Annotated in this window: 8 protein-coding genes and 1 pseudogene; 3 read left to right on the top strand and 6 right to left on the bottom strand. The window is 74.0% G+C overall.

Annotated elements, in window-relative coordinates; genetic code table 11:
* Positions 1–32: 32 nt before the first annotated feature.
* Positions 33–383, bottom strand: coding sequence for an SH3 domain-containing protein (locus ABT245_RS41815; RefSeq protein WP_351745153.1), 351 nt, complete (start codon positions 381–383; stop codon positions 33–35).
* A 702-nt stretch (positions 384–1085) separates the two neighbouring features.
* Between ABT245_RS41815 and ABT245_RS41810 the strand changes: the two genes are divergently transcribed.
* The gene (locus tag ABT245_RS41810; protein ID WP_351745150.1) at positions 1086–1889 is read left to right on the top strand and encodes a nuclease-related domain-containing protein; all 804 of its coding nucleotides are present in this window, start codon (positions 1086–1088) and stop codon (positions 1887–1889) included.
* 33 nt (positions 1890–1922) lie between these two features.
* Here the strand turns inward: ABT245_RS41810 and ligD are convergent, their stop codons facing one another.
* Positions 1923–2804 carry a non-homologous end-joining DNA ligase gene (gene ligD / locus ABT245_RS41805; protein ID WP_351745148.1) on the bottom strand — a complete coding sequence of 294 codons (882 nt, stop codon included), beginning with the start codon at positions 2802–2804 and terminating at the stop codon, positions 1923–1925.
* A 62-nt stretch (positions 2805–2866) separates the two neighbouring features.
* Between ligD and ku the strand changes: the two genes are divergently transcribed.
* Positions 2867–3904: a non-homologous end joining protein Ku gene (gene ku / locus ABT245_RS41800; protein ID WP_502982302.1), complete on the top strand. Its 1038-nt coding sequence runs from the start codon at positions 2867–2869 to the stop codon at positions 3902–3904.
* Positions 3905–4192: 288 nt separating this feature from the next.
* Here the strand turns inward: ku and ABT245_RS41795 are convergent, their stop codons facing one another.
* The 3 genes from ABT245_RS41795 to ABT245_RS41785 are packed head-to-tail and all read right to left on the bottom strand — an operon-like array spanning position 4193 to position 9382.
* A complete protein-coding gene (locus tag ABT245_RS41795; RefSeq protein ID WP_351745144.1) occupies positions 4193–6334 on the bottom strand; it encodes a bifunctional serine/threonine-protein kinase/ABC transporter substrate-binding protein in 2142 nt (713 codons plus the stop codon).
* A gap of 28 nt (positions 6335–6362) precedes the next feature.
* Positions 6363–8516: a protein kinase domain-containing protein gene (locus tag ABT245_RS41790; RefSeq protein WP_502982301.1), complete on the bottom strand. Its 2154-nt coding sequence runs from the start codon at positions 8514–8516 to the stop codon at positions 6363–6365.
* Positions 8513–9382, bottom strand: coding sequence for a hypothetical protein (locus ABT245_RS41785; protein ID WP_351745142.1), 870 nt, complete (start codon positions 9380–9382; stop codon positions 8513–8515). Before ABT245_RS41785 ends, ABT245_RS41790 begins: the two co-directional genes overlap by 4 nt.
* A gap of 270 nt (positions 9383–9652) precedes the next feature.
* On the opposite strand from ABT245_RS41785, the gene ABT245_RS41780 reads away from it, so the two are divergent.
* A complete protein-coding gene (locus ABT245_RS41780; RefSeq protein WP_351745139.1) occupies positions 9653–11491 on the top strand; it encodes a WD40 repeat domain-containing protein in 1839 nt (612 codons plus the stop codon).
* A 6-nt stretch (positions 11492–11497) separates the two neighbouring features.
* Here the strand turns inward: ABT245_RS41780 and ABT245_RS41775 are convergent.
* Positions 11498–11757 (bottom strand): annotated as a pseudogene (locus tag ABT245_RS41775) (IS200/IS605 family accessory protein TnpB-related protein); the annotation flags it as partial.

The raw sequence follows: 11757 nt of genomic DNA, 5'->3' as shown, positions 1-11757 counted from the left end.
ACCCGTACCGGCGGCTTTGCGGGCTTTGGGGGTCAGCACCAGCGTGGCGCGGGCCCGATGTTGTCGATGAACCGGGCCGAGGCCCAGGCCCACGTGCCGTCCGTCAGGAGGTACCACAGCGGGTTGCCGCGGACGTTGTCGCCGCGGACCGCGCAGCGGATCGAGACGATCTCGCCCCGCCGGAGGAAGCCGATGCGGAGGCTGTCGCGGGTGGGCCGGGCGTGCAGCCACAGACCGTTGACCGCCGTGACCACGCCACGGTAGTGGTGGTCCTCACCCGTATGGGACGCCGCGGCGGCGGGCGCGCCGGAGAACGCGCCGACCAGAGCACAGGCCGCGGCGCCCATGGCGAGAGTGCGGACGAGGACGGAACACAGGGCCATGGAGACCTCCGAGGGGAAACGAGAGGAAGTTCGACTGCTCGTCACGCTAGGAGCCCCCCTGCCCCCCGTCCCCCCACACTGACCCAACAGAACCAACCCAGTGCCCCCCAGGGGTCCAGCACAACTCCACCCACCCCCCCCCCAGAGCCGCGAGAAACACCGCACCCAGCCACCCACAACCGGCACTCCGCACTGGACGCGCACCCCCGACCCGACCCCGCCAGGGGCGCGGGGAACGCCGCGCCCGGCCACACTCATCCCGCACCCCGCACTGGACACGCACCCCCGAGCCGGCCCCGTCAGGGGCGCGGGGAACGGCGCGACCGGCCACAAGCGACCCGCACTCCGCATCTCACGCGCACCCCCGAGCTGGTCCCGCCAGGGGCGCGGGGAACGGCGCGACCGGCCACACTCATCCCGCACCCCGCACTGGACACGCACCCCCGAGCCGACCCCGCCAGGGGCGCGGGGAACGCCGCGCCCGGCCACAAGCGACCCGCACTCCGCATCTCACGCGCACCCCCGAGCCGGCCCCGCCAGGGGCGCGGGGAACGGCGCGACCGGCCACAAGCGACCCGCACCCCGCATCTCACGCGCACCTCCGAGCTGGAACCGGCCCACCCCGCCGACGCCAGCGCGAGCGAGAGCGTGTCTTGCCCCTGGCGTGCCCCGCCTGTTCCCATGGTCAAGGGGTGATGCTGCATGAGCGGACTGCGCGTGGTGCCGGACCGGCGGCACGGCCGGGAACGGCTGTACGTATGCCTCGTCGACGGCAGGAACGTCGCCTGGTACGACCGTGAGGCGGCCCGGGTCAACCTGCTCAGCGAGGACCGCAGAGAGGACGTACTGGAGGCCCTGGGCCCCTTCCTGACCGGCCCGGTGGCCGTGGGCCCACCACCCGTGCCCACGCCCGCTGAGCTGGCCCGGCTCTCCCTGCACCCGGACGACGACCTGGCCCCCAACCGCCCCGGCGAGACCCTGCTGGTGGCCCTCGACCGGAACCCCGGCCCGGCCCGGCGGCTGCGGCCGGACCCGCGGCGCCGGGAACTGCTCGCCGAGCAGACCGTGGGCGAGGCCCTGGACCGACTGGACGGCACGGGCTGGCACACCCTGCACTCCGTCCCGCTGCCGGGCGGCGACCGCATCCACCACCTGCTGATCGGCCCCGGCGGACTCTTCGCCCTGCACAGCCTGTACGCCCGTAAGCAGCGCGTCCTGGTCACCGACCCGCTGGTCGCGGTGGGCCGCCGCGAGGCGCACCCGCTGCTGCGCCGTGTCCGCGCCGACGCCGACCGCGCCTCCTACGCCCTGACCGCCGAGGTCCGCCCGGTCCTGGCCCTCGCGGGCGCCACGGAGGTCACCGTCACCGTTCCGCCGCGCGAGCTGCGCGTGCTGCGGGACACGGACGTGCCGGCGCTGTCCCGGCTGGGCGCGGTGCTGAAGCCGGCGGACGTGGAGGCCCTGCACGCGATGGCCCGCGACCGGAACACATGGCTGCGGGTGTGAGGACCGGCGCGGCAGGCGGCCCGCCGTACCTCGTCAGGGCAGTTCCGTCGCGTGCGCGCCGTCGAGAAGCGGGGCCATCAGGTCGCCGTAATCCTGTAGCCGCGCCGCCATGTCCTCGGCCTGGAACACCAGCCGCCCCGCCTCCCGGCACTCCGCCACCTCCTCCCAGGTGACCGGCGCGGACACCGACGGCTCGGTCCGGGCGCGCAGCGTGTAGGGCGTGGCCGTGGTCTTGCGCGCGGCGTTCTGGCTCCAGTCCACGAACACCTTCCCCGGCCGCAGGCTCCGGGTCATCCGGTGCACCACCAGCCGCGGCAGCGCACGCTCCGCCGCCACGGCCACCCCCTTCGCATACTCCGAGGCACGCTCCGATGAGGCCCCGCGTACCGCGGCCAGCAGATGCAGCCCCTTCGCCCCGGACGTCTTCGCGTACGCGGTGATCCCGTCCGCCGCCAGCCGCTCCCGCAGCCACAGCGCGACCTCGCAGCAGTGCACGACCGTCGCCGGGGCCCCGGGGTCGAGGTCGAAGACCAGCCGGTCGGCCTGCTCGGGCGCCCCGACCGACCACTGGGGCGTATGGAACTCGGTGACGAGGTTCGCCGCCCACATCAGCGAGGCCAGATCCTGCACCAGCACCATCCGCGCGGGCCCCTCCGACCTGGGTACCTCGGCGGTCGTGACCCACTCGGGCGTACCCGGCGGCACGTTCTTGGTGAAGAACACCTGCCCGCCCGGCCCGTCCGGATACCGCAGGAAGGACACCGGCCGGTCACGCAGGTGGGGGAGCAGGGCGCGGGATGTGGTCGCGTAGTAGTGCAGCAGCTCGCCCTTGGTGAAGCCGGTCGCCGGATACAGCACCTTCTCCAGGTTGCTGAGGGCCACCCTTCGCCCCTCCACCTCTGTGATCGGCGTCATACGATGACAATCCCAGATATTCGCGGACACATCACCACGAACCGGATGGAAGGGTGCGGCACGTGCGATCCATATGGAACGGCGCCATCTCCTTCGGCCTCGTCAGCATCCCGATCAAGCTGGTGAACGCCACCGAGAGCCATTCGATCTCCTTCCGCCAGATCCACACCGAGGACGGCGGCCGCATCCGGTACCGCAAGTTCTGCGAACTGGAGGACCGCGAGGTGAGCGGTGCGGAGATCGGCAAGGCGTACGAGGACGCGGACGGCACGATCGTCCCGATCTCCGACGACGACCTCGCCCACCTGCCGATCCCGACCGCGCGCACGATCGACATCGTGGCCTTCGTCCCGGCCGAACGGATCGATCCGCTCCAGATGGGCGCCGCGTACTACCTCGCGGCCGGCGGCGCGGCGGCCGCCAAGCCCTACACCCTGCTGCGCGAGGCGCTCAAGCGCAGCAACAAGGTCGCCATCGCCAAGTACGCGCTGCGCGGCCGGGAGCGCCTGGGCATGCTGCGGGTGGTGGGCGAGGCCATCGCCATGCACGGCCTGCTGTGGCCGGACGAGGTACGGGCCCCCGAGGGGGTCGCGCCCGAGACCGATGTCACGGTCCGTGACAAGGAACTCGATCTCGCGGACGCCCTGATGGACACGCTCGGCGAGGTCGACCTGGCCGATCTGCACGACGAGTACCAGGTGGCCCTGGAGGAGGTCATCGCCGCGAAGGCGGCCGGCGAGGAGCCTCCCGAGGTGCCCGCCCCGGCCGCGGGCGGCAAGGTGCTCGACCTGATGGCCGCGCTGGAGAACAGCGTCCGGGCCGCCAAGGAGTCCCGCGGCGAGGAGGAGGCGGAGCACGCCGAGGTCACCACGCTGCGCCGGTCCACCCGCGCGGCCCCCAAGGAGACCGGCGGCCGGAAGAAGACGGCGGCGAAGAAGACCACGGCCGCCGCGGGGAAGAAGACGGCCAAGTCCGCCCAGGCCAAGAAGACGGCGGCGAAATCCACCGCCCAGTCCGCCGACCGCGCGGCGGCCAAGAAGACCACGGCCAAGAAGACGACGGCCAAGAAGTCCACCGCGTCCCGCAAGCGCACGGCCTGACCGCATCACCGGACGAACCACCGGCCCCGCGCCCCGCTGCCCGTGCGGTGCGCACCCTTGCTCCCGAGCGGCAGGAGACGGCGGTGCCGCAGACCGCCGCGGTTCTCCGGGCGTAGAGCCGGACACCCCCTGGCGCGTGGACGCTGCGGCCCCGCACCGCGCGCCAGCTACCTCGCCTGCCGCCGCCGAGGCCCCGGCGGGCGCGCGATCAGCGGTAAGCACACGGGCCACCGCAGCATCCCGGCCAGGGCCGGCGCTTTCCCGCCACGGCCGGCGTTCACATGCCGCCTACACCTGCTGGTACTGCCCGAGGAACACCGGCGTCCCGTGCGTCACCCGCCACAGGAACAGACCCGGGTCGATCCGCACGGTGCCGGTGTCCGACCGGAAGACGATGGTCCTGGTCACACCCCGGTACGACAGGGACCGCAACCAGTGGGCCAAGGTGCCGGTGTCCACCGGACCGGTCCCCACCGCGGTCAGCGCGCGGACGACAAGACCGGCCGCGTCGTACGCCTCCGCCGCGCCCCGCCCCACCCGGCCGACGCCGTACCGCCGCCGGTACGAACGGACAAACCCCGCGGCCGACTTCAGCCGCGCCGGATCCACGAACGTCGCCGAGAAGACCCACCCCTCGGCCGCCGGACCCGCCGCGTCCAGGAACACCGGGCCCAGCACCGGCTCGGTCGCGGCGCACGTACCGGTGAACCCGGCCGCCCGCAACGCGCGGGCGCAGGCGGCGGCCCGCCGCGGCGAACCGCCGCAGTACACCACCGCCTCGGCTCGGGCCGCCCGGGCGGCGACAGCACCGAAGTCGTCGGTGTCCGCGGCCACCGGGTACGTGGTGACCGACCCGCCGGACGGCGGAGCCGCCGTCAGCGAGGTGGCGACCAGCCAGCTGTAGTCCCGGGTGGCCCGGTCGTCGACCAGGGCGGTACGGGTGACCGGCCTGACGCTGGTGAGATAGCGGACGAGTGGCGTGGCGATCGCGCCGTCGGACGGCCTGACCTGGAACACGGCCGGCTCCGTCACCGACACCGTGCTGTACAGGGCGTCGGAGCCCGCCCACCCGGTCACCATCGGCAGGAGGGCCTTGTTGTAGGTGTCACGGACCGCGAACGCGGTCGCGTCGGACGTCGGTCCGACCACCGCGCACGCCGCCTGGTTCGCCACGAGCCGCCGGGCCAGCGTTCCGGCCCGGTCCGGGTCCCCGCGGTCGTCGAGCACGGTGAGGGCCAGGTCGAAACCGCGGCCCGCGCGCGCGTTGTGCTGCTCGACGGCGAGCCGCACGCCCCGCTCGACGGCGGTGCCGAGCGCCTTTCCCGGGCCCGTCAGATCGGCCTGCACGGCGATCGTGCGCGAGGGCCGGGTGCCGTGCGCGTCCGTCCCGCGGCGACCGCCGAGGAGCCAGGCGGCGGCGCCGCCCGCGGCCAGGACGCCCGCCGCCGCGGAGCCCAGCACCAGGAAACGGCGGCGGCCGGACACGGCCCGCTTTCCGGCCGCCGTACCGGTAGGTGTCGTGTCGTCCGGCGCGGGCCGTTCTGGCTCCGGCAGGTTCAGGACCTCGGCCGAACGCTCGGCGATGACCGCGGGCAGCCCCGGCGGCAGCCAGTCGTCGATGGCGAACTCCCCGAGTTCCGCGCGTAGTTCGGGCGCGGTCGGGCGGTCGGCCGGATGCTTGGCGAGACAGCGGGCGAGCAGCGCGCGCAGCGCCTCGTCCGGGACGCCGTCGAGATCGGGCGCCTCGTGGATGGTGCGGTACAGCACACTCGCCGCTGAGCCGCTGCCGAACGGCGGCCGCCCCCTCGCCGCATAGACGAGCAGACAGCCCAGCGAGAAGACATCGCTCGGCGCGCCCACCTCCGCGTCGCGGACCCGGGCCTGCTCGGGCGAGAGATAGCCGGGGGTGCCGACGATCACGTCGGTCGCGGTCAGCGCGGTGGCGCCGCTCGCGCGGGCGATGCCGAAGTCGATCAGCCGGGGGCCGTCCAGGGCGAGCAGCACGTTCCCGGGTTTGACGTCGCGGTGCACGAGCCCGGCCGTGTGGACGGCGGCGAGCGCGTCCGCGAGCCGGGCACCCAGCGCACGCACCGTGTGCGCGGGCAGCGGCCCGTGCCCGCCGACCGTCTCGGCGAGCGAGGGACCGGGCACGAACGCGGTCGCGATCCACGGCTCGGCGGCCTCAGGATCGGCGGCCGTCACGGGCGCCGTCCACCGGCCGTCGACCCGGGCCGCCGCGGCGGCCTCGCGGCGGAACCGGGCCCGGAAACCGGGATCGGCGGCATGCTCGGCACGGATCACCTTGACCGCGGCCAGGGCCCCGCCCGCGGAGCGCGCCAGATACACCACGCCCATGCCGCCCGCCCCGATCCGGGCCAGCGGCCGGTACCCGCCGATCGACTCCGGGTCCGCGGCGGTCAGCGGCCGCATCGCCGCCCGCCCCCCGGCCGGCGCACCGTCACGCCGTCCTAGGCTGCGGCGCCCTGTCCGGGGCCGGGCCCAGATAGTGGAACTCGCCGTCCATGACCTGGTGCACAAAACTGGCCGACGTGGTCAGGACCGGCTGGCCCGCGCTCTTCTGGTCGAAGGCGAAGTCCCGGGTGATGCCGTGGTACGTGGCCTTCCGCAACGGGCCGATCAGCGCCTTGCGCGCCGGCCGTTTCCCGTTCGTCGCGACGAGCTGACCGAGCTGACCGATCAGCAGCTTCGCCGCGTCGTAGCCCTCGGCGGCCCAGAAGCCGGGCGCGCGCCCGTAGCGCGTGCGGAAGGACTGCGCGAACGAGCGGACGCCGGCCGCGCCCGGCCCGATCGCGCTGGCCACCACCGTCCACCCGGCCGCGGCGGGCTCGGCGGCGAACCGGGCGTCGAGGGCGGGCTCGGCCGCGTACTTCGGCCCGGTGAAGTCCGCCAGCCCCCGCGCCGCCCGGATCGCCCCGTCGAGCGGGCCCGCGTACACGAACGCCTTGATGCCGGCGGACCGCATCTCCGTCAGTACGGGGGTCAGATCGCCGGTGCCGGCCGGCACCACCCGCGGGTGTGTGGCGTCGCCGTACTGGCGGACGACCAAGTTGACCATCTGGATGGTCATCCAGGAGAGATCCCCGCCGCTGCGGTCCAGCAGCACCCCGACCGGAGCCGCCGCGCCCGTCGTCTCCAACTGGTAGCCGAGGCTCATGGCGACCACGTTGTGCAGCGGCCGGCCGCGCACGAAGGAGCGGACGTTCTGTACGAGGTTCTGTCCCGCGGACATGCCCAGCACGGGCAGCAGGGCCGCGTCGTAGACGGGCAGGGCGGCCTGGGTGGTGGCGTCCGTGCTGGACCCGATCACCGCCAGGACGTCCGGGTCGTCGACGAGCCGCCGGGCCGCCGCCGCGGCGCGCTCGGCCCGGCCCTCGTCGTCGGAGGTCGTCAGATGCAGCGTGAACGGCCGGCCGCGGCGCGCGTTGAACTCCTCCACCGCGATCCGCGCCCCCTGCTCCTGCGCCCGCCCGGCCGCCTTCCCCGGACCGCTCAGATCGGCCTGCACGCCGATGGCCCAGCCGGGCCCGGCCGAGGTGTGCCTCGCGGTGCCGTCGTGCAGCGCGGCCCAGGCCGCGGCACCGCCGCCCAGGGCGAGAACGGCCGCACCCCCCGAGGCGACCGCGAGGAACCCGCGCCGCGACGGGCCGCGGTCCCGCACCGGCCCCTCGATGATCGTGGCCCCGATCTCCGGCAGGGACAGCGTCTCGGCCGACCGGTCGGCGACCATGCGGACGACGGCGGCGGGCAGCCAGTCGACGGTCCCCGACGGCACGTCCTCCACGAGAGCGGCGTCCAGCTCGTCCGGAGCGGGCCGCTCGGCCGGGTCCTTGGCGAGGCAGCGCCGCAGCACGGCCGCCAACTCCTCGTCCTGCTGGGCCAGGCCGTCGAGATCGGGCTCGTCGTGCACGGTCCGGTAGAGCAGGGCGTCCACCGGGCCGCCGCCGAACGGCGGCCGGCCCGTCGCCGCGTACGCCAGCACACAGCCCAGCGAGAACACATCGCAGGCCGGCCCGACCCGGTCGCCGTCCCCCGCCGCCTGCTCCGGGGCGAGGAACCCGGGCGTGCCGACCACCAGTCCGGTCGCGGTCAGCGCGGTCGCGTCGAGGGAGCGGGCGATGCCGAAGTCGATCAGCCGGGGGCCGTCCGCGACGAGCAGGATGTTGCCCGGCTTCACGTCCCGGTGCACAAGTCCCGCCCCGTGCACCGCGGCCAGCGCGCGGGCCAGCGCCTTGCCCAGCACCCGTACCGCCCGCACGGGCAGCGGGCCGTGCCGGCCGACGGCCTCGGCGAGCGAGGGACCGGGCTCGAAGACCGTGGCCAGCCAGGGTCGCGCGGCGTCCGGGTCGGCGCCGGTGACCCTGACCACCCAGGGGCAGTCCACGCGCCGGGCGGCGTCCGCCTCACGGCGAAAACGGGTACGGAAGTCGTCGTCCAGCGCGTACTCGGCCCGGATCACCTTCACGGCGGCGAGCGCCCCCGAGTCGGTCCGGCCGAGATAGACGACGCCCATGCCGCCCTCGCCGAGCCGGACCAGCAGCCGGTGCCCGCCCACGAAGGAGGGGTCGCCTGGGCGCAGCGAGCGGTCGATCACTTGTCGGCCCCCAGTTCGCCGCGCACCTTGGTCTCCATGGCGGCCACCGCGCGCGCCTGCGCGGCCAGCAGATCGCCCTGCGCGTACCCCTCGCCGCCCTCGACGACGACGGCGATCGTCACCGGCCCGAGCCGGACCTGGTCCCAGAAGTAGGGCGTGGCCTGCTTGCCGAGGGCGGGATTCAGATACTCGCCCATCTCCAGCAGCACATCGTCGGCCGAGGTGTTCCCGTTCGTACCGTAGCCCGAGCCGATCGAGTTCAGACCGCTGATCCGCTCGGTGGCCCGCAACTGCTGGTCGGGGCAGCGCAGCGCCTCCTCCAGCGTCTCGGCCATCTCCCCGTCGGCCTGGCCCGCGGTGCGGTGCACGGTGACCGTCGCGGCGGTGCGCACCTCGCCCCTGCCCCCGCCGGCCGGGAGCCGGGCATAGCGGGTGAGGGTGCCGAGCACGTCGGCGGGGAGCGACGCCTGCCGCCAGACACAGTCGGAACCCAGCACCGGCCAGTCGGCCGGATCGCTCTCGTAGGGGGTGCGGCGCTCGTAGCCCGGCCCGTAACTGTCCGGCCCCGCGGTGACGGTACGCAGCAGCCGCAGCGCCTGCGAACGGGTCTCGGGCAGCCGCGCGGCATCGGCCCGGAACCGCGGACCGGCCGTACCCGCACCGGAGTCCGGGCCGGAGTCCGTGTCGGAGCCTGCCGAGGCCGCACCGCCATTGCCCGTACCGCTGTCGGCCGTACCACTATTGCCCGTGCCGTCGGCCGCCGAGCCGCCGCCCGTCGCGGCCGGGGTGGCGGCGCCGGGACCGGCCCCGCTCTCCGGTTCCCCCGAGCACCCCGCCAGCAGCGTCAACGTCGCACAGACCAGCACCGCAGATCCCCGTCTTCCGCGCCTGAGCGCCCCTGCGTACGTCACAATCCTCCGTCCCGCGCCGCCCGCCCCGGCCCGCACACGACACCGCCCGGGGTTCGCTGACATCGATCAACTCATCTTGGCGCATGGGGAGACGGGGATGCGACGTGCGGTGCATCGGGCCGGCAACAGGCGTGTAACCCTTGAACAGCGGATCTTCACAGTTGTTTCATGGGCGGGTGCCGCATCGAGCGCGATCGGCACCAATACGGCCTGTGGGGGGCACAGTTGAACACCGCACACCAACAGAACACCGCACACCGGCAGAGCACCGCACACCGGCAGAGCACCGCACCCCGGCAGAACACGGCACACCGGCAGAGCACCGCACCCCGGCAGAACACGGCGCACCGTCCCGGGCGCCTGGCGGCGACGCTGCTCGCCACCGCACTGGCGGGGGCCGGCCTGACCGTCGCCGTGGCGCCCGCCGCACACGCGGCGGCCTCCGAGGCGGTGGTCAAACTGCCGATCTCGTCGTACTCGGCGCTCGCCGTCGACTCCGTGCACCAGCGCGTGTTCATCGCGGACAGCAACACCGACTACTACCTCAACAAGGGCACCATCGCCGTCTACGACTTCCAGGGCGGACACCTGGCCACCCTCCAGACCCCGGCGCATGTCTCCGGCCTGGCGCTCAGCGCCGACAGCGGCAAGCTCTACGCCGGACTGCGCGAGCAGATCCAGACGTACGACACCACCACCCTCGAACCGGCCGTCGTCGCCTCCACCTACACGGACACCTGCGGACGCGACCTCGCCTTCTCGGGCGGCCAGTTGTACTTCACCACGCCCTACTCGCAGTACGTCGGCACCTGTGCCACCGCCTCCACCTACCTGGACGGCATAGTCGACGGCCTGCACACCCGCACCGGTTGGAACGACTACGGAAAACTCCAACTTGAGGCAGGCCCCGGTGACCGGATGCTGCTGGGCCAGCCCCGCAACGACAAGGCGGCCAACCCCTTCCTCACGGTGTACGACACCCACGACGGCGCCCTCGTACGCGGCGCCGCCCGCCGTTTCGCCGACGCCGCAGGCAACGGCGCGCTCGACCTGAAGGACATGGCGTTCTCCGCCGACGGCGGCAAGATCGCGGTCGCCGACGCCGGCCACGGCACCCGGCTGCTCAACACCGACGACCTGTCCGACGCGGCGAACGCCTACCCGGCGCTCCCGGCCGGCGCCACCGCCAGCTCGGTCGCCTTCAGCGGCGACGGAAAGTACCTCGCCCGCGGCGCCGCAGCCACCGGCTCCACGCCCGACCTGCTGCTCCAGCCCGCCGACCCGGCCGATACGACGGCGCCGCTGGAGTTCGTCTTCGAAGGCAGCCTCGACGGTGACCGGGTCGCCCCGCGCGGCATGGAGTGGTCGGCCGACGGCTCCCGTCTCTTCACCGTCACCACCAACGCGGCCGGCGGCCAGTTCTGGCTGCACATCATCCAGCCGCCGGCGGTGCAGTACGACACCTGCTTCACCGGCGGCCTCACACACAGCCCGGACCAGGCGGTCGCGGGCGAGCCGCTGGCCCTGCGCGGCAGGCTGGAGTCCGACGGACCCGCCCCCGGTACGCCGCTGAAGGTCACGGCGACCCGCACGGACCCGACCGGCACCCACGACCTGGGCGCCGCCACCGTCAAGGCGGACGGCACCTTCACCGTCCTCGACGAGCCCGACCTCGTCGGCGACGCCACGTACACGGTGTCCTTCCCCGGCGACCTGACCCACCGCCCCGCCGAGGACATCACCCACACCGTGACCGTCGCGAAGGCGCCCACCTCGATCGCCCTCACCGCGCCGGACGAGGGATCGCTCGGCGCCGGGATCACCATCACCGGCACGTTCACCGCCCAGGGCAAGGCCCTGCCGGACCGCGCCGTGCTGAAGGTCGTACGGACCGACCGGCTCGGCACCGGCACCCTGTCGTCGGTGACCGTCGCCGCGGACGGCACATTCACCGTCGAGGACATCCCGCGCACCCGGCGCGACGTGACCTACACGGTCAGCTGGCCCGGCGACGACCTGCACACACCCTCGACCGCGTCGGCAACGATCCGCATCACACACTGACCGTTCCTAGAGACTGAGCGGGAGTGAGTCCTGTTGCCAGGACTCGTGCTCAGCCGGGCGTCCCGAACGGTGTTGGGCGTCCTGGTTCCGCGCGTTCGCTCCGCGTCCGGCGCGCACGGATCGTGTCCGTGGTCCGGGGGTGCGGGGGCGGGGTCCCTCACGCCCCGGGGTCACCGGTTCGGCCTGGACGGTCCGATGCCCCTGCTCATCACTCCGGTGAGCAGGGGGCGGTGCCGTCCGTCGCCGGACCGGGTGTCCCAGGGCGC

Source organism: Streptomyces sp. NPDC001508 (assembly GCF_040298665.1).
Classification (GTDB): domain Bacteria; phylum Actinomycetota; class Actinomycetes; order Streptomycetales; family Streptomycetaceae; genus Streptomyces.
Note: the sequence above shows the minus strand (reverse complement) of the source record. Positions and strands in the feature narration are given on the sequence as shown.

Coding starts and splice junctions, on each gene's coding strand:
- ABT245_RS41815 (WP_351745153.1), bottom strand. CDS start 383: ATGGCCCTGTGTTCCGTCCTCGTCCGCACTCTCGCCATGGGCGCCGCG.
- ABT245_RS41795 (WP_351745144.1), bottom strand. CDS start 6,334: ATGCGGCCGCTGACCGCCGCGGACCCGGAGTCGATCGGCGGGTACCGG.
- ligD (WP_351745148.1), bottom strand. CDS start 2,804: ATGACGCCGATCACAGAGGTGGAGGGGCGAAGGGTGGCCCTCAGCAAC.
- ABT245_RS41810 (WP_351745150.1), top strand. CDS start 1,086: ATGAGCGGACTGCGCGTGGTGCCGGACCGGCGGCACGGCCGGGAACGG.